Here is a 19209-nt window from a genome sequence, read left to right on the forward strand (position 1 = left end):
TCGCAGGCGCCCGGCCTGCAAGTCGGCCGCCACCTGATAGGCCAGCACGCGCGTCAAGCCCCAGCCCTGGCGGGCGGTGCTGATGGCGGCTTCATTGGTATTGGTCTGCAGCGCCGCGTCGACCACCACGCGCTGGCCATCGGCAAAGCGCCATTCCGGCGAAGCCCAGGCGCTGGTGGACGTGACGATGCGATGCTGCTTCAGATCGGCGGGCGAGGCCGGCGTGCCATGCTGGCGCAGATAGTCGGGCGAGGCACAGATCACGCGGCTGACCGAACCGACCTGGATGGCCGTGAATCCCGAATCAGGCAGATGGCCGATGCGCACCGCCACATCCATGCCCTCTTCCACGATGTTGACCGGGCGGTCCACGAAGAAAGTCCGGGCCCGCATGCCCGGATAGAGATCGAGATATTCGGTAACGATGGGCAGCACATGCAACTGCCCGAACAGCAAGGCCGCCGTCACCGACAGCGTGCCCGAGGGCTGGTCGTAATGGCCGGCCGCAGCCGCTTCGGCTTCGGCGATTTCAGCGAGGATGCGACGGCAGTCTTCCAGATAGCGCGCCCCGGCTTCAGTGGTCTTGACCGAACGCGTGGTGCGTACCAGCAGCCGCGCACCGACCAGTTCTTCCAGCCCCGCCACGGTGCGGGTGACCACCGGTGCACTCAACTGCATCTGCCGCGCCGCCTTGGCAAAACTGGCAGTCTCGGCCACTTGCACGAAGATTCGCATTGCCAGCCATCGGTCCATGTGCCTTCCTTCCCTGCCTGTCGGAGAAGGTCGCATTATGCCCTCTTCAGGGGCATCAGGACGGAGGACTTGCCAGGGCCTTCATATCGCCCTCACAGCGCCAGTTCCAGGCGCGGTGCATCGGTTCCGGAGGGCTTGGCCGGGCGCGCACAGCACAGCAGCACCTCGCCTTCGCCCACGCTGGCCTGCGGTGGCTTCAGGTAAGTCACTTCCCCGGCCAGCAAGCGGGTGCGGCAACTCCCGCAGTGGCCTTCGCGGCAACTGAACTCCGGCGACAGGCCGCGCGCTTCGGCCAGCTCCAGCAAGCTGCCGGAATCCGGCGTCCAGCGGGCTTCCTTGAGGCTTTCCATGAAGATCACCGGGACGGCCGTTTCGGCCACCGGTGCCAGCGGCACCGCCGCGGCGACGGTGTTGCCAGTGCGGGTGAGCGAGGCCGGACCAAAGGCTTCGGCATGGATGCGCTCGTCGCTGATGCCGAAGCCGCGCAAGCCATCGTAGAGCCCCTGCATGAAGCCGCCCGGACCGCACAGGTAGAACTCGTAATCGCCAAACGGCAGGCTGCGCGAGAGCAGGTTCATGTCGATACGGCCGGCGGCATCGAACGCGTCGCCCTCACGCGCGCCGGTGGTGTCGCTGAGCACGCGAACCAGTCTCACCGCACCGCGCGAGGCCGCCACCAGCTCGGCCAGCTCGGCGTCGAAGGCGCGCTCGCCCAGCGTGCGTGCGGCATAAAACAAGATGGCCGGGCGCATGCGCTGGCGACGCAATCCTTCCTGAACGATATGGCGCAGCATGGCCATCATCGGTGTAATGCCGACGCCACCGGCCAGCAGCACCACCGGTCTGTCCGTGGCGGTATCGAGCGTGAAGTCTCCCGCCGGGGCGCGCGCCTCGATGCGGTCGCCCTCGCGCAGCTGCGCATGCAGGTACTGTGATACCACGCCCTCGCGCTTGACGCTGATGCGGTAATGCCCCTCATGCGGTGCCGACGACAGGGTATAGGTGCGGATCAACGGCGCGGCACCGGCCTCGGTACGCACCCGGATCGGCAGGTGCTGGCCGGGCAACGCCGGCAGCAGCCCGGCGCCATCGTCGGCCACCAGGTGGAAGGAGCGGATGGTCTCGCTTTCCTGCACGATGCGCGCCACCTTCAGGCTGCGCCACTGGCCCGCCAGGGCCTGGGCGCGCAGGCGCTCGGCGGCTTGCTGCCAGTCGCCCGTCATCAGCGCATACGATGAAAACGCATGCTCCTGGAATGCCCAGCGCAAGGCCAGTGCCGCACGGCGGCGCACGATGCGCTGCGGGCGGAAGGTCCACAGTCGCTCGGCCCCCTCGAACGCGGCGATCTCGGGCGAGTCAAGAATGACCTCGGCTTGTCCCGTCATCTGCAACACGTCCCCGCTGGCATGGTCGATGAAGAGCAAACCTGCGCGACCATTGAGCACGATGTTGCCCAGCGTGGAGAAGAACAGGTTGCCGTTGAAGTCCGGCACGGTCAGCACGCCCTCACCATCCACCCGCACGAAACCCGGCTTGCCGCCGCGATGGGAGACATCGACCTGGCGCCGGTCATCCAGATCGGCATAGGTCGCAACGAAGAAGGTATCGGCGCTGGCGATCAGCGCGTGCGCGGATGCGTCCAGCGTGTCCAGCGACTCCGCCTGCACGTTGCGCGCTTCGGCAGGATCCTGGGCAAAGGAATAGTCGCGCAGCTGGATGTAGCGCGGGCAATTGCCGAAGCTCTGGTCCACCTGCACGCGCCATCCGTCGGCCAGCGGTGCGAGCACACCATTCATGCGATTGCGGCGGCGCGTGTGCATCTCGATGCCGAGCAGGCCGACCGGCGCGCCTGCCGACATCCCGGCCGCCGCCGGATCCTCCGCTGCGGGACGAGCATGCATGTCAAGCCGGGTCGGCGAGGGCGAAGCCAGAAAACCCGGACGACCTTCAAGGAAAGTCGCCCACGCATCCCCCGAGGGATCGACGCTGCCCACTACGATGAAGGGCAACTGGCCGTAGAAATCGCGGTGCTGCTCGGGCATGAAGTCGCGTATCACGCGCTGGCCTACGGATTCCATCTTGTCGGCCACGCCGAGTTGCGCTTGCAGCTGCTTCTCGCCGGCATGCCAGACGGGGGACTTGGGGGATGCACTCATGGCGGACCTCTCGAAAAGAAACTGCAAACACGCGGCGCGGGATGACGTGACTATTGGAAAACTCAGACCTGCGCCGCGCGCAGACCCGCCGCCGTCCTCGGGAAGGGCACAAAGCCCGGCAGGGCCTCGATCCCTTGCAGCAGGCGCAGCACCGACGGGTAGCCGCTCAGGTCGACATTGCCTTCGGGTGCCGCCACCAGATAGCTGTAGACAGCCACATCGGCGATGGTCGGGTGATCGGCGGCCAGCCATGCGCGGTTTGCCAGATGCTGTTCCATGCGACCCAGCAGCAGGTGGGCGCGCTGGATCACTTCTTCCGGATTGAAACGGGCGCCGAACACGGTAATGAGGCGTGCGGCAGCCGGACCATAGGCCAGCTCACCAGCGGCCACCGACAGCCAGCGCTGCACGTTGGCGGCACCCTGGGCATCCTCGGGCAGCCAGTCGGTGCGTCCCGCCTTCTTTGCCAGGTAGACCAGGATGGCGTTGGAGTCGGCGATGACGACATCCCCATCTTCCAGCACCGGCACCTGGCCGAAAGGGTTCAAGGCGAGGAAGGCCGGCTGCTTGTGGGCGCCAGCGGCCAGGTCCACGTGAATCAGCTCGGCCTCCAGGCCCAGCAGCGAAGCGAACAGGACGGCGCGATGAGCGTGGCCGGAGAGGGAGAAATGATGGATCTTCATGGGAGGGCTCCTGGTGGGTTGGGTCGGTCATGGAGTGTTCCTTGACCGTGATGCCAGTGTGGAGCCAAGCGCGGATGAAGAGAATCCGTGCCATCGGCACTTCTTTATTGCACAGGGAGGAATAATGCGGCGGAAATGAAAACGGCTTCCGGTGAAAAGCCGGAAGCCGTCAGGCGCTCACATCGGGTCAGCACTGGACCCGGCGCATCCGTTCAGAAATGCGCATTGCCCGCCACCGGCGCACCGCCGCCACGAGGTCCATAGCGTAACGTGAGCAAGGTGCCCAGGCTGATGGCGATCACCGCGAAGATGGGGCCGCCCAGCGCACCCACGTGATCGACCAGTACGCCGCCACCGATCGCGCCACTGGCAATGGCCACCTGGAACGCCGCCACCATCAGGCCGCCCGCGCCTTCCGCATGGTCCGGCGCGGCGCGCACGATCCAGGTCTGGAAGCCCACCGGGAAGGCGCCGAAGGCAAAGCCCCACAGCGTGATGGCGATGGCCGCCACCACCGGCGAGCTGCCCGCCACCCACAGGGAAGCCGCCAGCAGCGCGATGAGCGTGCCGCCGCTGACGATGGCATAGCGTTCGCTGCGCTCGGCGATGAAGCCCCCGGCAAAGTTGCCGAAGAAGCCGCCCACGCCATAGCCCAGCAGCACCGCCGAGATGGTCGCCACCGACATGTGGGTGATCTGCTCCATCAACGGGCGGATGTAGGTAAAGCCGGCGAAGTGCCCGGACACCACCAGCAGCACCGCCATCAGCGCCACCCGCACATCCTTGCGGCCGAGCAGTTCAGCCAGCACCTTGAGGCTGGGATGGTCCTTGGGCGGCAGGCGCGGAATCGCGATCCACTGGATGGCGAAGGCCACCAGGCTGACCACGCCGGCGGCAATGAAGGCGCTGCGCCAGCCCCACAGGTTGCCCATGTAAGCACCGATGGGCGCTGCGCACACGGTCGCCACCGAGACCCCGGTGAGGATCAGCGACATGGCCCGTGCGAAGAGATGATCCGGCACCAGGCGCATGGCCAGCGCCGCCGCCATCGACCAGAAGCCGCCCAGCGCCACGCCCAGCAGCACGCGCGCCACCAGCAGGATCGGCAGATTGGGGGCCAGCACGGCCATGAGGTTGGAGACCAGCAGCAGCAGGGTCAGCATCAGCACCACGCGCTTGCGGTCGATGTTGCGGGTCAGCAGCGGGATGCTGGGCGCGGCCACGGCACCGACGATGGCGGTGGCCGTGACGGCCTGGCCGGCAGCGCCGTCGGAGACGTGCAGGTCGGTGGCGATGGCCGTGAGCAGGCTGGCGGGGAGGAATTCAGCGGTGACCAGGCTGAAGACGCCCAGCGCCAGGCTGGCAATGCCGCTCCAGTTGGCCGGGAGCTCCTGCGCTGCCTTGTGGGCAGGGGCCGCAGAGGCGCTGGCCGGGGCCGCCGTCTCGGTCAGCGGGGCCTCGATGATGCCGGGGTTGGACATGGGAAAACCTTTCTTGTGACGTTTCATGACTGGGTAGCGCAGTCTATGGTTAAATGTCTGGACTTTCCATGCCGATATTTCGCACAGATATGACTATTCGTCCAAATCTCCCGGAAATCACTGAGTGCGCCCCCAAGGACCGTCCCGCCGATGGCGTCGATCCGCTGACCGAGATCCTGCTGGGCCTGCGGCTTGATGGCGTCGAGTACGCGCGCTACGTGCTGCACGAACCCTGGGCGGTGGCCTTCCCGGCGCGGCGCGAGGCGACCTTCCACTTCATCGCCCAAGGCAGTTGCTGGATGCAGGTCGGCCAGGACGACTGGCTGCAGCTCAATGCAGGCGATGCGGTACTGCTGCCGCGCGGCTCGGCGCATGCGCTGGCCAGTGCGCGCGCCCTGCCGACGGTGGAGATCGGCAAGCTGGCCCGCAAGGCGGTGGCGGACAATCTGTTCCTGGTCGATGACAGTGCGCATGCCCAATCCGACGCTGCCCCCGCGCCGCCGACGCACGTGGTGTTCTCGGGTACGCTGCGCTTCAACCTGGACCCGCTGCACCCGCTCTTGATGATGATGCCCGAGGCCATGCGCGCCTGCGACCTGGCCCAGCGCGATCCGGCGGTGCTGGCGCTGCTCGATGCGATGGAGCGCGAAGTGGCGCTCAACCGCATCGGCGGCTGCGGCATCCTGGCGCGCCTGGCTGACGTGCTGGCCGCCAGCATCATCCGTGGCTGGGTGGAATGTGCCTGCAGCGATGCCAGCGGCTGGATCGCCGCAGTGCGCTGCCCGCTGGTCGGACGGGTGCTGGCGGCGGTGCACCAGCATCCCGAACGCGACTGGTCGGTCAATGAACTGGCGGCCTTGATGGGGGCCTCGCGTTCCAGCTTCATCGAGAAGTTTTCGGCCACGGTGGGGGAGACGCCGGCCAAGTACGTGGCCCGCGTCAAGATGTTCCAGGCGCGCCACTGGATCGCCCGCGACGGCTTGCGGGTGGCGGTGGTGGCCAACCGGGTGGGCTACGATTCGGAAGCATCGTTCAGCCGCGCATTCAAGCGCATCATCGGGCATCCGCCCAGCGCAGCTCGCCTGGGCTGAATGCCGCACGGGGCTTGCGTTTCCGGACTGCCTTTGCGCATCGGAAATGTTGCCGGAAGGGATGTGTGAAGAAGCCTTCATTTCCCCCTGTACGCGCCCATTCCGCTTGGCTATGATCGCCAGAGGGGACTAGCCTGCCGGGGCAGGCGGATAGCAAAGCGCAAGGGGACGCTATGCATTATCAGATCGTGCACGCCTTCGGGGCCGGAGTGTATTGCGTCTTCATCGCGCTGTTCCTGCTGGCCGCGCGCATCCCGCGCACGCCACCCGGTGCCAACTGGTTTGCCGCCGCCATCAGCTGTGCCCTGCTGGGCCGGCTGGCGGTGCTGTATCTCACGCCGCTGGGTGAACTGGCGCTGGCCAATCCGGTGTATGGCAGTTTCCTGATCCTGGAAAAGGTGCTGCTGGTGATGGGCTTCGTGCGCTTCTTCGATCTGCAGCAGAGAACGCTGCTGGTACGCGCCGTGGGGGTGGCGGCAGTCGCCGCCGGGCTGTGGATGCTGTGGTCCGACAACCAGCTGGCGCTGCCGCTCATCAAGAGCACCAGCTATGCCCTCTTCAACGTGTTCGCGCTGGGCAGCCTGTCGTGGATGATCCTGCACGACAAACTCGACTGCCCGCCGCTGATCCGCCGCTGCATGGCCACGGCCTGTATTGCGCTGACGCTGCACTGGGCCAGCGGCGGGCTGATCGGACACTTCTATCCGCCCTGGCTGCGCTACGGCTTCCTGCTGGGCACGGCACTGGTGGCGCTGCAGTACACGAGCCTGCTCACGGCCATTCTGGCGCTGTTCCACCGCCGCCTGATCCAGGCCGAGGCCAAGGCGCTCAAAATGGCGTTCAAGGATCCGCTCACCGGCCTCTACAACAAGCATTTCATGAACAACCTGTTCGACCAGGCGCTGCTGCTGGCCACCCGTCCGCATCATCTGGTGGCGGTGTATTACATCGACCTGGACAACTTCAAACCCGTCAACGACCAGGCCGGCCATGCGGTCGGCGACAAGGTGCTCATGTGCGTGGCGCAGCGGCTCAAGGAAGCGGTGCGCAGCACCGACATCTGCGCACGCCTGGGCGGGGATGAATTCACCGTGATCGCCACCCAGCTGGAACGCCAGGACCAGGCCCCGGAAATCGCCAAGAAGCTGCTGGCCAAACTGGCGGCCCCCATCGAGGTCGGGCACCAGCAATTCGTCCTGGGCGCCAGTATCGGCATCAGCCTTTATCCCAGCCACGGGCAAGACCTGTCACGCCTGCTGGAGCAGGCCGATGCCGCCATGTATCACGTCAAGCACCGGGGAAAGAGCGGATATGAACTTTACACCGCAGGATAAGGCGCAGAGCGCCTGTCAGAAGCCCACTTGCAGCCGCATGGTGAAGGTACGCGCACTGAGGGTGGCATTGCTGCCGAACAGGTAGGCGGCCTCGTATTTCACGAACTGATGCCCCATGCGCAGCGTACCGAACAGCGCCGGTCCGGCGCGATGCGACTGCTGATCGCGCGTGGCCCAGTGATCCCATCGTCCCAGCTCGCCGAAGCCCTGCAGCCCGAAGTTGAACCAGGGCCGCCAGTGCTGGCGTACCTGCCATTGATAGACCAGTTGTGTCGGCCCATCGCGCTGGCTGCGGTAGTCACGCTGCAGGAACAGGTTGGCGTTGAACTGCGTGCGCCACCATTCGGTTTGCAGCGCCGGCCCCCACTCCAGTGAATAGCCGTCGCGCTGGCTGTTGCGATACTGGCCGACATCGGTGTGGATGGCCAGGTCGAAGGGATATTCCCCTTGCGTGAGCAGGACATCGTTCTGCCAGTTCATGCTCAGCATCTGCGTGCCCTGCACGGCATCCTGCTGGGTCACGCCATACAGCTCGGTGTACCAGCGCGAATTGACGCCATAAGCGATCCCCACCTCGGGCGAGCCGATCGGCGGGCCGACGCTGGCCTTGGCGTTCCAGTACTTGTAATCCAGCGTCCACTGGCCTGGGTCGGAATAGACGCTGACCAGGTAGTAGCCGGTACCGGCCTGCGCCGGCCGCACCGCGGCGGCCAGCAGCAGCACGGCCAGCACTAGGCCGGCACGCCCGTTGCGCTTGTGCATCACTGGCTCCGGCGTCAGCGGGCAGGCAGGCCCTGGATGAACTGCGTCAGCTCGCGCACGTAGAAGCGCGCCATGCCGGTGGTGCCATGGCCACGCGTCTCGGCGCTGGCCGGGATCAGCAGCAGCTGTGCGCCCGGCACTTCCTTCAGCGCGGCCTGCATGATGCCGGTCTCGGGAGGGTTGCGTTCATCGTCGGCGGAATTGATGGCCAGCACCGGCACCTTGATCTTCGACAGACCCGGCGCGGCGTTGTAGTCGGCCGAGGAACCCCACTGGTAGATGAAGTCATTGGCATCCGCCGTCACCGGCGCGGCCAGGCGCTCGTCGACCAGCTTGTCGGCTTGGGCATGCGTACCGGCGATGGCCTGGTAGGCCAGCGTGCCGCCATTGGTGGCGAAGACGAACATGTTGTTGGCCAGGCGCAGCGACGGCGGCTGGGTGGTGTAGTTGCCGTTGTTCCAGGCCGGGTCCTGCTTGATCGACTCCACCAGCATGCGCCGCATCATCCAGTTGCGGCTGGCCATTTCGGTCGGCTGCGAGGCCATCGGCACCAGGCCATCGGCAAAGCCGGGATAGGTGCCGCCCCAGATCCAGGTCTGCATGCCGCCCATGGAATTGCCGATGATCAGGCGCAGGTGCGAAATGCCCATGCCTTCGGTCAGCATGCGGTATTGCGCCAGCACCATGTCGTCATAGTTGTATTGCGGGAAGGCCGCGCGCAGGCCGTCGGAAGGCTTGGTGGATTTGCCCACGCCGATGCCGTCCGGAATGATGATGAAGTACTTGCTGGCATCCAGCGGCTGGCCAGGGCCAAAGAGCTGGCCGCCGAAGTCCTTGGACAGCATCGCACCGGCGCTCTGGTAGGTGCCGTGCAGCACCAGCACCGCCGGGTTGCTGCGCTCGCCCAGGGTGACGTAGTGCAGGCGCAGGTTGTCCAGGGTCTGGCCGGTATGGAACTGGAAGCGCGGTGCCACCCAGCTACCTTCGACCGGCTTGGGCGGTTCGGCGGCGTGCAGCGGAACGGCCGCCAGCAGCAGCGTGGCGGAGGTGAGCAACAGGCGGGCGGCCCGGCGCAGGCTTGAGGTCAAAGTCATGAGGTTCTCTGGTCCGATTATTGTAAAAATTACACGCCCTCTCACCCTCTTCCCAAGGGCTGGTACGGCGCAGGCCAGAGTATGTAACAACTGTAAGAGAACGTGTTGCAACTCGAATCTTTTCGAGATCGAGCTGGTCTATTGCCATACCCGCTCCCGCAAGCACGGCGCCCTCGGGCAGCATGCGCGAGCCGGACCCTCATTCAAAAAACTTCGGGAACAAGTCTTTATTTACGATCAGGAAAAAATCATGAAAACACTTCACAAGATCGCTGCCATTTCCGTCACTGCCATCGCGCTGACCGCCATGACCGGCTGCAGCAACATGAGCACCCGCGACAAGAACACGGCCATCGGCGCCACCGTGGGTGCCGTCGGCGGTGCCATCCTCACCGGTGGCAGCGGCATCGGTACGGCTGGTGGTGCCGCCGTGGGCGGTGTGATCGGTCACCAGATCGGCCGCTGATCCCGTCAAGTTTCGTCAAGTTTGCGCGGCGACGGCCGCAGCAGCTTCGCCAGGGCGGCCTTCGGGTCGCCCTTGTCGCGTCTGAAGCACGCAATGGCAGGCACCGCTAGACCGCCAGGAAGCCGCCATCCACCGGCACCACTGCCCCTGTCAGCATGGCTGCATCCGCCGACAGCAGCATGGCGATGCTGCGCGCCACGTCCTCGGCGGAGGCGAAGCGCTGCAAGGGATGGCGCACCATCATCGGGGCCGACTTGGCCGGATCGCTCCAGGCTGCCTCGGCCAGTTCGGTCAGGGTGATGGTGGGAGCGACCGCATTGACGCGAATGCCATGCGCCCCCAGCTCCTTGGCCAGCACCCGCGTCGCCCCTTCCAGACCGGCCTTGGAGGCGGCATAGCACAGATGTTCGGCAAAGCCGCGATGGCCTGCAATGGAGGTGATGTTGACGATGGCCCCGCCGCCACCGGCCGCGATACGCGCACGGGCGAAGGACTGGCAGGTGATGAGGGCCGCGCGCAGGTTCACCCCCAGCACGGCTTCATAGCCTGCATCGGTCATCTCGGTACTGGATTGCAATACGTTGATGCCGGCGCTGTTGATGAGAAAGTCCGCAGTACCGGCCTGCTCCATGGCGCGCCGGGCGGCGGCCGGATCGGCCAGGTCGACCTGCACCGAGCGTGAGCCGATTTCTTCGCGCAGGCTGGCCAGGTCGCTGGCGGTGCGCGACAAGGCGATCACCTCGGCACCGCGCTGCGCCATCAAGCGTGCGCAGGCGCGGCCTATGCCTTTGCCGGCCCCGGTGATGATGACCGATGTTCCTGAAAATTCCATCTGCTTGTCTCCATTCAGTGAGCCGCTGTGGCCGGCGCGGACTGCGCCGCCAGCAGCGGGGCCAGGCTGTCGCGTACCTCGCGCGCCAGTTGCTGGCTCTTGAGAAAGGCCTGGTACCGCGCCTCGTGCAGGCGGCCGATGGCCTCCCCTGTCGGCGCATTGCGCCCGGCCACGCTGGACATGGCCGCCATGGCGCTCTGCAGGTCGGCATGCGTGCCCGCAGCAACCGCCGCCAGCATGGCCGATCCCAGCAGCACCGGCTCAGGACAGGCGGTGATTTCCACCGGCAGGCCGGTGGCATCGGCCAGCAACTGGCGCGTCAGCGGATGCGTACCCGCGCCGCCCGAGACCGAAATGCTGGCAATGCGCACCCCGCATGCCGCCTGCGCCTCGATGATCTGGCGCAGGCCATACCCCAGGCTGCACAAGCCGGCGACATAGAGCGCCACCAGGCTGTCGATGTCGTGCTCCATGCCCAGCCCCAGCAGCACCGCGCGGGCCTGCGGATCGGCCAGCGGTGAACGGTTGCCGAGGAATTCCGGCACCACGTTGATCTGTCCGGCCAGCCAGACTGCCTGCGCCGGCTGCGCCACCGAGGCCAGCGCGCGTGCGGCCAGCCACTGCGGCAATTCCATCCCGTCAGCGGCGGCCAGCTCGCGCGCTTGCGGCGTAGCCGGATGCAGCGTCAGCAGATGATCGATGGCCGCACCCGCGGCCGACTGTCCGCCTTCGTTGAGCCACATGCCGGGGGCCATGGCGTTGTAATACGGGCCCCACACACCGGGCACGAAGACTGCCTCGGCATTGCTGGTCATGGTGCAGGACGAGGTACCGAACACATAGGCCATGCAAGCCGCGGCATCCTCCGCACCACCGCGCGCGGCGACCGTGCCGACGCCACCCGCATGCGCATCGATCAGTCCCGCCGCCACCGCGATGCCGGGCCGCAACTGCAATTGCTGCGCAGCCTCGGGCGACAAGCCGCCATTCAAAGCGGTACCGGGCCACACCACTTCCTGGCCGATGCGTGCAAAGCCTTCCTCGGCCAGATCGCCCAGGCCGATGTGGCGGAAGTAATCCGCATCCCAGCGCCCTTCATGGGCAAGATAGGTCCACTTGCAGGTCACGGTGCAGGACGAGCGCTGCAGCGAACCCGTCGCCTTCCAGGTCAGGAAGTCAGTGAGATCGAAGAACTGCGCAGCGCCGTCATACACCTCCGGCAGGTGTTCCTTCAACCACAGCAGCTTGGGCGTTTCCATCTCCGGCGAAATCACGCCGCCCACATAGGACAACACCGCATGCCCTCCCGCATTGATGCGCTGCGCCTGCTCCAGCGCACGGTGATCCATCCACACGATCACGTCGCGCTCGGGATGGCCGGCATCGCCCACGCCGGCCGGTGCGCCTTGCACCACCAGCGAACAGGTGGCATCCACGCCGATGCCGGTCACGCTGGCCGGATCGATGCTGGCCCTGGCGACGGCGCCGCGCACCGCATGGCATACCGCGTCCCAGATCTGGGCACTGGATTGTTCGACGCGCGCGCGGCGCTCGTCGCGGAAGAGATCGATGTCATGTTTCGCGCTGCCACACAGCTTGCCGCTGCGATCAAATACGCCGGCCCGGGCCGAGCCGGTGCCGACATCGATGCCGATCAGATAGGTCTCCATCTTTCCTCGCTGGTTTGGAAAAGGGCCACCTGCCGCGTTGCTCACTCACACGCGATCGAAATTGGTGGGGAGCACGAGCATATCGCGGATGGTCACATTGCGGTTGCGGGTCAGCATGTACTCGATCGCATCGGCTACCTCCGAGGGCTCGATCAGGCTGCCCGATTCCTTGGCCTTGCGCAGGTTCTCTTCCGGCCAGTCGGCCAGCAGCGCCGAGATCACCGGGCCGGGTGAGACCTGTCCGACGCGCACGCCATGCGGGATCATCTGGCGTCGCATGGTCTGCACGAAGCAGGTGATGGCCCATTTGGAACCGGCATAGACCGGCTCCCAGTAAGTCGGGAAATGCCCGGCCACCGAACAGGTGACGATGATGTCGCCGGTCTTGCGCGCGATCATGTGCGGTGCCACGGCATGCACGTTCTTCATCACCGCATTGACGTTGAGGTTGAGCATCTTGTCGATGGCCTCGGGCGTGGTATCGACCAGCTCGCCGCCGATGTAGGTGCCGGCATTGCAGTAGAGGATGTCGATGTGGTCGACCTTGGCCAGGATCTCCGGCACCATCGCCGCGCAGCTGTCGGCGTCCAGCAGATTGGTGACCTGCGGGATGGCCTGCGGACCGAGGCGGGCTGCCAGTTCATCCAGCGCTTTGGCATTCCAGTCCACCATGACCACGGTCACGCCATTGGCCAGCAGTTTTTCGGTGGTGGCCAGGCCGATGCCGGAGGCGGCACCGGTGATGACGGCGATCTTGCCTGCGAGAGATTGGGGCATGTTCTGTCTCCTTGTGAATGAAATCAAGTATGAAAAAAAGGAATGGAAATGCTCAGCGCCATTCCCGGGCGATATAGATCGCCAGCAGGATGATCACGCCGCGAATGATGTCCTGCAGATAGGGATTGATGCCCATCAGGTTCAGGCCATTGTTGAGGATGCCCAGCAGCACCGCGCCGATGAGCGTGCCCACCACCAGCCCGCGTCCACCGGCAATGGCAGTGCCGCCCAGCACCACGGCGGCAATCGCATCCAGCTCGAAGCCCACGCCCGCATTGGGCTGGCCCGACATCAGGCGGCCCGTCAAAATGATCGCGGCCAGGCCCGAGGTGAAACCGGAAATCGCATACACCGCCAGCTTGATGCGCGTGGTCTTCACGCCCGACAAACGCGCCGCCATCTCATTGCCGCCGATGGCATAGACATGGCGGCCGAAGGGGGTACGCTGCAGCAGCACCCAGGCCAGTGCATAGACCACCAGCATCAGGATCACCGGCACCGGGATCATGCCGATGCGGCCCACGCCGAACCACGAGATCCAGCCGGGCAGACCCGAGATCGGATAGCCACCCGAGTAGATCAGGCCGACCCCGCGCGCCACGCCCATGGTGGCCAGCGTGACGATGATGGCCGGCATGCGGCCCCAGGCCACGAGTGCGCCATTAAGCAGGCCAATGCCTACTGCCAGCGCAACCCCGGCCAGCAGCGCCACCGGGGCGGGCAGGCCGCTGTTGACGATCAGCCCGGCCGACAAGGTACCGGCCAGCGCCATGGCCGCACCGACCGACAGATCGATGCCGCCGGTAAGGATGACGAAGGTCATGCCCACGGCGAGGATGCCGACGATGGACACCTGGCGCAGCACGTTGAGCCAGTTGGAGACGGTGAAGAAATTGTCCGAGGCCAGCCCCATCAGGAGCGAGACCACGATCAGCCCGGCCAGCGGCAGTGCCAGCGGTGAATGGATCAGGGCGCGCCAGCGCGCCTGCGATGAGGCGCGCGCGGGGGCGCTGCCCAGGGTATTGGCTTCATGCTGCATGGTGGAGTCTCCCGGTGGTGGCATGGGTCATGATTTCTTCGGCGGTCACGGCATCCCCTTCGACGGTGGCGACGATGCCGCCGCCCTTGAAGACGCAGACCCGGTCGGACATGCCGACCACCTCCGGCAACTCGGAAGAAATCATGATGATGGAATAGCCCTGCGCGGTGAATTCGCGCATGAGCTGATAGATCTCGGCCTTGGCACCTACATCGATGCCGCGTGTGGGTTCATCGAAAATGAGCACCTGCATGTTGTGATTGATCCAGCGTGCGATCACCACCTTCTGCTGGTTGCCGCCGGACAGCGTATCGACCCGCGCATGCGCATCCGGCGCTTTCACGCGCACGCGCTGCATGGCGATGCGGGTCGCTTCAGCTTCGCGGCGGCGATCCAGGAACAGGCCACCCGCGCGATACTTGCCGTAATTGTTCAGCGAGATGTTGTGCAGGATGGGGAAGCTGGTAATGAGTCCCTGCTCCTTGCGGCTTTCCGGCAGCAGGCCGATGCCTGCTTGCAGGGCTTGTGCCGGATCGGCAAAGCGCAACGGCACACCGTGCATGGAGAGCTTGCACTGCGCCGCCGGATGCGCGCCCAGCATGGCCAGTACGGTCTCGGTGCGGCCCGAGCCGACCAGGCCGGCAAAGCCCAGGATCTCGCCGCGCCGCAACTGGAAACGCGACACCGGGCCATTGCGCTTGAGCTGCAAGGCCTGCACTTCCAGCACCACGTCGCCCTCGGCCGCGGCGGCCGGCTTGGGCGGGAAGCAGTTCTCGATGCGCCGCCCCACCATCATTTCCACCAGACGCGCCTGGTCCACTTCACTCACCGCACAAGTGCCGATGTACGCACCATCGCGCAGCACGCTGATGCGGTCGCAGATCTCGAAGATTTCTTCCAGATGGTGCGAGATGAAGATGATCGCCACGCCCTGCTCGCGCAGGCCGCGCATCACCTTGAACAGGTGCTCGACCTCGCCGGGCGTAAGGGTCGCGGTCGGTTCGTCCAGCACCAGGATGCGGGCATCAAGCGCCAGCGCTTTGGCGATCTCGACGAACTGCTGCTGCGCCACCGAGAGCTTGCACACCGGCACCTCCAGCGGAATTTCCACGCCCAGCTGCGCGATGATCTGCGCCGCGCGGCGCTTCATCGCCGCACGCTGCAACAGGCCGAACGAACTGCGCAACTCGCGTGCCAGGAACATGTTGTCCACCGCATCCAGATAAGGGATCAGCGAGAATTCCTGAAACACCACACCGACACCGGCGGCGATGGCCTCGTGATAGCTGGCAAAACGGCAGGCCTGTCCATCGATGCGGATCTCGCCCGCATCGGGTGTGACGATGCCGCACAGGATCTTCATCAGCGTGGACTTGCCCGCGCCGTTCTCGCCCAGCAGGGCGTGCACTTCACCGGCGCGCACCTGCAGGTCGACGCCGCGCAGCACCGTCACCGGGCCGAAGTTCTTCTTGATACCAGTCAGTTGGAGCATGGCTGCCTCCATCAAGGGAAAGGAAGGCGCGACGGACGAAGGCCGCCGCGCCAGCGGCTTACCAGCTGAAGCCGGCCGCGTTCTTCTTGGTCACCGGCATGACGTCGATGGGCACTTCCTTGGGCACCACGCGTGCGCCCCACTTCTTGGCCAGCGCCATGGCCAGGCCCACGCGCACCTGGTCACGCGGGAATTGCGCGGTGGTCTCGATGAAGGGCCCGCCATCGGCAATCGCCTTGACGGCTTCGGGCGCGCCGTCCACCGAGGTCAGCTTGATGTCCTTGCCGCTGCCCTGGATGGCGGCCAGTGCGCCCATCGCACCGCCGTCATTGACGGAGAAGATGCCCTTCAGGTTGGGGCGCGACTGGATCATGTTCTCCACCACGCCCAGCGCCACCGAGCGGTCCTGGCGGCCGTTCTGGGTGGCCACCAGCTTGATGTCCTTGTATTCGCCGAGGGCCTGCTTGCAGCCTTCCACGCGCTGCAGGATCGGCACCACGGGGATGCCGTCGAGGATCGCCACTTCGCCCTTGCCGCCGATGGCATCGGCCAGTGCGCGGCAGGACTGGTAGCCGGCATCCTTGTTCTTGGAACCGACGAACATGTCCACCGGACCGGAGGCATTGGCATCGACCGCCACCACGATCACGTTGCGCGCCTTGGCGGCTTTGACTGCCGCTTCCACGCCGGCGGAGTCGGTCGGGTTGATGAGCAGGATGTCGATGTTCTGCTGCAGCATGTCTTCGATGTCGGCGATCTGCTTGGCCACGTTGTGGGCAGCATCGGTGACGATGACCTTGGCACCGAAGGACTTGGCCGCATCATCGAGAGCCTTTTTCATCGAGACGAAATACGGATTGTTCATTTCCTGGAAGCTCATGCCGATCTTGAGCTTGGACAGTTCCTGGGCGCTCGCCGGTGCGGTGAACGCCACCAGCGTGGCGGTGGACAAGGCCAGTGTGGTCAGTGCTTTCTTCATTGCAGTCTCCATTGTTGTTGGTGTGTGCTTGATGACGGGATTGCCCGGCATGCTCGTTGCGAAGTGACAGGCAACACCTGTCCTGTTCCGGAAAGCGGGGGCTTTCCTGAATGCGGTTTTCCTTGACGAGGAAATGAACTAAATGATTTTCGAATTGCGTCCGACGCTATCCGGTCGCGGCAAAAAGGCCGTTGCTGGCAAAGGTATTGCGAAACTCCGAAGGCGACATGCCCTTGATCTTCTGGAAGTGGCGGTTGAAATTGGAGAGATTGGAAAACCCGGTCTCGTAGCAGATGTCGGTGATGCGTGCTTCCGGATTGTTGAGCAGCGCGAGACAGGCCAGATCCACGCGCAGCTGGTTCTTGTAGCGCACCAGCGTGGTTCCCGTGTGGCGCTTGAAGGCGCGCGAGAAGGTGCTCAGGTTCTGCCCCACCATGTCGGCCAGGTCCTGTTCGCCGATGTCATCGGTGAGGTGTTCGCGCAGATAGGCGATGGCACGGTTGAGCCCGCTGCTGTTCACGCCTGACAGGTCCAGCTTGTAGGAGAGGCTGGCCAGCACTTCCGGCTCGGGCGAGTTGGCCAGCACGTCGAGGATTTCCCAGAACAGGGCGAGGCGCTTCAAGCCGCGCTGGTCGATCAGGCGCTGCATCAGCGGACGCACCGTGTCGCTGGTGGCGGCATCGAACAGCAGGCCGCGATGGCTGCGTTCGAGCAGCGGCATGATGGCGTCCATCTCGGGGATGCTGGCGGCGCATTGATCCACCAGTTGCTCGGGAAACTGGATCACCAGCGAGCGCACGGGGACCACCTCATCGCGGCCGATGTCGGAAATCCAGTTCTGCGGAAGATTGGGACCGGTCATCACCAGCTGGCCCGGCGCGAAGTCGCCGATGTGGTCACCGACGTAGAAACGTCCCGAGGTCGCCACCACGAGGTGGATCTCGTACTCCGGATGGTAGTGCCAGCGCACGGTACGGAAGGGGTAGCCGTGCATCCATGCCGCAAAGGATTCGCCCTTGCGGATATGGACCAGTTCCAGGTCGGGCTGCATCGTGTCTCCTCTCAATCGAGAGCATTTTCCTTATTGAAACTGACAAATCGCTGTTGTCAGTTTTCATCATGTGCTGCATCTTAGTGCCCCTCTGGCTGCGGCTTCTACATCACCAGCGAGGAAGGACTGATACTTTTTTGCGCAAGAAGGGGTGGAGAATGAAATACGATGCCGCGCAGCAAAACGGCCCTGCAAAGCAGAGCCGTCGTGTCGGTCGGGATGGCTGTATTACACGGAACGCATCAGTCCACCATCGACCTTGATGTTCTGGCCGGTGATGTAGCCGGCACCGGAGGAAGCCAGGAAAGCGATGGTCGCGGCCACTTCCTCGCTGGTGCCATAGCGCTGCATGGGCACGCCGGCGCGGCGTTCCTCACGTTGTGGCAGGCTGTCGATCCAGCCCGGCAGCACGTTGTTGATGCGGATGTTTTCGGGGGCGTACTTGTCGGCGAATAGCTTGGTGAACGCGGCCAGCCCGGCACGAAATACGGCCGAGGTCGGGAACATGTCGGAGGGTTCGAAGGCCCAGGCCGACGAGATGTTGATGATGGCCCCGCCGCCCTGTGCCTGCATCAGCGGCGTCACCAGGCGCGTGGGACGGATGACGTTGAGCAGGTAGGTATCCATGCCGCGATGCCAGTCTTCATCGGTGATGTCGAGGATGGGAGCGCGCGGACCATGGCCGGCGCTGTTGACCAGCACATCCACGCGGCCCCAGCGGGCCACGGCCTGGTCGACCAGTTTTTGCAGGTCGTCCACTGACTGGTTCGAGCCGGTCACGCCGATGCCGCCCAGCTCGGCGGCCAGCGCCTCGCCACGGCCGGAGGAAGACAGGATGCCGACCTGGAAGCCATCGGCCGCCAGGCGGCGCGCGGCGGCGGCACCCATGCCGCTGCCGGCGGCGGTGATCAGGGCTACTTTGCTGCTCATGGAAACTCCTTGTGGATAAGTGATCTTGCCGCGCGGAAAATCTCGACCTCTCGCACGGGATTGGCGATTGTAGTTCGTGTCGATGCCGCGTGCAGGGGACGAGAAGCGCAATGGGTGATCCGGAATTTGTCATGTCCCTGTTGCATTTCTGGGGCATCATCGCGCACCATTGCGCAGCCCGGCCCTCGTGCGGCCTCATGAACGTACCGGAAGTCCCATGCAAATCATCGCCAACATCAATCTCGAATCCCTGCTCGATACCTCCATCAGCCTGACGGCCGCCTTCATCCTGGGTGGCCTGATCGGGCTGGAACGCCAGTACCGGCAACGTACCGCCGGCCTGCGCACCAATGTGCTGGTGGCCCTGGGCGCGGCGGTCTTCGTCGACATGGCCAATCGCATGGGCGGTCACGAAGGGGCGGTGCATGTGGTGGCTTATGTGGTCTCGGGGGTGGGCTTCCTGGGCGCGGGCGCGATCATGCGCGAGGAAGGCAACGTGCGCGGCATCAATACTGCAGCCACTTTGTGGGGCTCGGCGGCAGTGGGGGCTGCGGCGGGTGCCGACCTGATCCTGGAAGCGATCCTGGCCACCCTCTTCGTGCTGGCCGCAAACACCCTG

18 protein-coding genes are annotated in these 19209 nt (G+C 65.1%); 4 read left to right on the forward strand and 14 right to left on the reverse strand.

Features of this window, described 5'->3' with window-relative positions; translation table 11 throughout:
- The 4 genes from B3873_RS21860 to B3873_RS21875 all read right to left on the reverse strand — a co-directional run.
- The coding region (locus B3873_RS21860) for a LysR family transcriptional regulator (protein WP_286869061.1) at nucleotides 1-753 on the reverse strand (753 nt) is incomplete at its 3' end.
- A gap of 92 nt (nucleotides 754-845) precedes the next feature.
- The gene (locus tag B3873_RS21865) at nucleotides 846-2909 is read right to left on the reverse strand and encodes a pyridoxamine 5'-phosphate oxidase family protein (protein ID WP_286869062.1); all 2064 of its coding nucleotides are present in this window, start codon (nucleotides 2907-2909) and stop codon (nucleotides 846-848) included.
- Nucleotides 2910-2971: 62 nt separating this feature from the next.
- On the reverse strand, nucleotides 2972-3592 hold the full coding sequence (locus tag B3873_RS21870) for a glutathione S-transferase family protein (protein WP_286869063.1): 621 nt from the start codon (nucleotides 3590-3592) through the stop codon (nucleotides 2972-2974).
- Between the two features lie 212 nt (nucleotides 3593-3804).
- Nucleotides 3805-5073: an MFS transporter gene (locus B3873_RS21875; protein ID WP_286869064.1), complete on the reverse strand. Its 1269-nt coding sequence runs from the start codon at nucleotides 5071-5073 to the stop codon at nucleotides 3805-3807.
- Nucleotides 5074-5162: 89 nt separating this feature from the next.
- Here B3873_RS21875 and B3873_RS21880 point away from each other — a divergent pair, with 89 nt between their 5' ends.
- Nucleotides 5163-6164: an AraC family transcriptional regulator gene (locus B3873_RS21880; RefSeq protein WP_286869066.1), complete on the forward strand. Its 1002-nt coding sequence runs from the start codon at nucleotides 5163-5165 to the stop codon at nucleotides 6162-6164.
- A 173-nt stretch (nucleotides 6165-6337) separates the two neighbouring features.
- Nucleotides 6338-7498, forward strand: a complete 1161-nt coding sequence (locus tag B3873_RS21885; protein WP_039789058.1) for a GGDEF domain-containing protein — start codon at nucleotides 6338-6340, stop codon at nucleotides 7496-7498.
- 15 nt (nucleotides 7499-7513) lie between these two features.
- On the opposite strand, the gene B3873_RS21890 is transcribed toward B3873_RS21885, so the two are convergent.
- The gene (locus B3873_RS21890) at nucleotides 7514-8260 is read right to left on the reverse strand and encodes a hypothetical protein (RefSeq protein ID WP_286869067.1); all 747 of its coding nucleotides are present in this window, start codon (nucleotides 8258-8260) and stop codon (nucleotides 7514-7516) included.
- A 14-nt stretch (nucleotides 8261-8274) separates the two neighbouring features.
- Nucleotides 8275-9354, reverse strand: coding sequence for an alpha/beta fold hydrolase (locus B3873_RS21895; RefSeq protein WP_134221535.1), 1080 nt, complete (start codon nucleotides 9352-9354; stop codon nucleotides 8275-8277).
- Nucleotides 9355-9604: 250 nt separating this feature from the next.
- Between B3873_RS21895 and B3873_RS21900 the strand changes: the two genes are divergently transcribed.
- Nucleotides 9605-9820, forward strand: coding sequence for a glycine zipper 2TM domain-containing protein (locus tag B3873_RS21900; protein WP_006465163.1), 216 nt, complete (start codon nucleotides 9605-9607; stop codon nucleotides 9818-9820).
- A 106-nt stretch (nucleotides 9821-9926) separates the two neighbouring features.
- On the opposite strand, the gene B3873_RS21905 is transcribed toward B3873_RS21900, so the two are convergent.
- The 8 genes from B3873_RS21905 to B3873_RS21940 form a co-directional block, all read right to left on the reverse strand.
- Nucleotides 9927-10652, reverse strand: coding sequence for an SDR family oxidoreductase (locus B3873_RS21905; protein WP_134137198.1), 726 nt, complete (start codon nucleotides 10650-10652; stop codon nucleotides 9927-9929).
- A 14-nt stretch (nucleotides 10653-10666) separates the two neighbouring features.
- On the reverse strand, nucleotides 10667-12322 hold the full coding sequence (locus B3873_RS21910) for an FGGY-family carbohydrate kinase (protein WP_286869069.1): 1656 nt from the start codon (nucleotides 12320-12322) through the stop codon (nucleotides 10667-10669).
- A 45-nt stretch (nucleotides 12323-12367) separates the two neighbouring features.
- Nucleotides 12368-13099 carry an SDR family oxidoreductase gene (locus B3873_RS21915; RefSeq protein ID WP_039789070.1) on the reverse strand — a complete coding sequence of 244 codons (732 nt, stop codon included), beginning with the start codon at nucleotides 13097-13099 and terminating at the stop codon, nucleotides 12368-12370.
- Nucleotides 13100-13151: 52 nt separating this feature from the next.
- Nucleotides 13152-14162 (reverse strand): ABC transporter permease, encoded by a 1011-nt coding sequence (locus tag B3873_RS21920; protein WP_414651564.1) that lies wholly within the window; start codon nucleotides 14160-14162, stop codon nucleotides 13152-13154.
- Nucleotides 14128-15630, reverse strand: a complete 1503-nt coding sequence (locus B3873_RS21925) for a sugar ABC transporter ATP-binding protein (protein ID WP_286869070.1) — start codon at nucleotides 15628-15630, stop codon at nucleotides 14128-14130. The genes B3873_RS21920 and B3873_RS21925 overlap by 35 nt, the downstream gene beginning before the upstream one ends.
- A 58-nt stretch (nucleotides 15631-15688) precedes the next feature.
- A complete protein-coding gene (locus tag B3873_RS21930; protein ID WP_286869071.1) occupies nucleotides 15689-16609 on the reverse strand; it encodes an ABC transporter substrate-binding protein in 921 nt (306 codons plus the stop codon).
- A gap of 166 nt (nucleotides 16610-16775) precedes the next feature.
- Nucleotides 16776-17660, reverse strand: a complete 885-nt coding sequence (locus B3873_RS21935) for an AraC family transcriptional regulator (protein WP_039789074.1) — start codon at nucleotides 17658-17660, stop codon at nucleotides 16776-16778.
- Between the two features lie 228 nt (nucleotides 17661-17888).
- The gene (locus B3873_RS21940; RefSeq protein WP_134221529.1) at nucleotides 17889-18590 is read right to left on the reverse strand and encodes an SDR family oxidoreductase; all 702 of its coding nucleotides are present in this window, start codon (nucleotides 18588-18590) and stop codon (nucleotides 17889-17891) included.
- 217 nt (nucleotides 18591-18807) lie between these two features.
- Between B3873_RS21940 and B3873_RS21945 the strand changes: the two genes are divergently transcribed.
- On the forward strand, nucleotides 18808-19209 hold a 402-nt coding region (locus B3873_RS21945), incomplete at its 3' end, for an MgtC/SapB family protein (protein WP_286869072.1).

Origin of the sequence: Herbaspirillum sp. UBA812 (genome assembly GCF_002296545.1) — a bacterium.
GTDB classification, from domain to species: Bacteria; Pseudomonadota; Gammaproteobacteria; order Burkholderiales; family Burkholderiaceae_D; genus Herbaspirillum; species Herbaspirillum huttiense.

What these genes read in the sequence shown, in the direction of transcription:
- B3873_RS21865 (WP_286869062.1), bottom strand. Translation starts at nt 2,909, where the DNA reads ATGAGTGCATCCCCCAAGTCCCCCGTCTGGCATGCCGGCGAGAAGCAG.
- B3873_RS21870 (WP_286869063.1), bottom strand. Translation starts at nt 3,592, where the DNA reads ATGAAGATCCATCATTTCTCCCTCTCCGGCCACGCTCATCGCGCCGTC.
- B3873_RS21875 (WP_286869064.1), bottom strand. Translation starts at nt 5,073, where the DNA reads ATGTCCAACCCCGGCATCATCGAGGCCCCGCTGACCGAGACGGCGGCC.
- B3873_RS21880 (WP_286869066.1), top strand. Translation starts at nt 5,163, where the DNA reads ATGACTATTCGTCCAAATCTCCCGGAAATCACTGAGTGCGCCCCCAAG.
- B3873_RS21885 (WP_039789058.1), top strand. Translation starts at nt 6,338, where the DNA reads ATGCATTATCAGATCGTGCACGCCTTCGGGGCCGGAGTGTATTGCGTC.
- B3873_RS21890 (WP_286869067.1), bottom strand. Translation starts at nt 8,260, where the DNA reads ATGCACAAGCGCAACGGGCGTGCCGGCCTAGTGCTGGCCGTGCTGCTG.
- B3873_RS21895 (WP_134221535.1), bottom strand. Translation starts at nt 9,354, where the DNA reads ATGACTTTGACCTCAAGCCTGCGCCGGGCCGCCCGCCTGTTGCTCACC.
- B3873_RS21900 (WP_006465163.1), top strand. Translation starts at nt 9,605, where the DNA reads ATGAAAACACTTCACAAGATCGCTGCCATTTCCGTCACTGCCATCGCG.
- B3873_RS21905 (WP_134137198.1), bottom strand. Translation starts at nt 10,652, where the DNA reads ATGGAATTTTCAGGAACATCGGTCATCATCACCGGGGCCGGCAAAGGC.
- B3873_RS21910 (WP_286869069.1), bottom strand. Translation starts at nt 12,322, where the DNA reads ATGGAGACCTATCTGATCGGCATCGATGTCGGCACCGGCTCGGCCCGG.
- B3873_RS21915 (WP_039789070.1), bottom strand. Translation starts at nt 13,099, where the DNA reads ATGCCCCAATCTCTCGCAGGCAAGATCGCCGTCATCACCGGTGCCGCC.
- B3873_RS21920 (WP_414651564.1), bottom strand. Translation starts at nt 14,162, where the DNA reads ATGCCACCACCGGGAGACTCCACCATGCAGCATGAAGCCAATACCCTG.
- B3873_RS21925 (WP_286869070.1), bottom strand. Translation starts at nt 15,630, where the DNA reads ATGCTCCAACTGACTGGTATCAAGAAGAACTTCGGCCCGGTGACGGTG.
- B3873_RS21930 (WP_286869071.1), bottom strand. Translation starts at nt 16,609, where the DNA reads ATGAAGAAAGCACTGACCACACTGGCCTTGTCCACCGCCACGCTGGTG.
- B3873_RS21935 (WP_039789074.1), bottom strand. Translation starts at nt 17,660, where the DNA reads ATGCAGCCCGACCTGGAACTGGTCCATATCCGCAAGGGCGAATCCTTT.
- B3873_RS21940 (WP_134221529.1), bottom strand. Translation starts at nt 18,590, where the DNA reads ATGAGCAGCAAAGTAGCCCTGATCACCGCCGCCGGCAGCGGCATGGGT.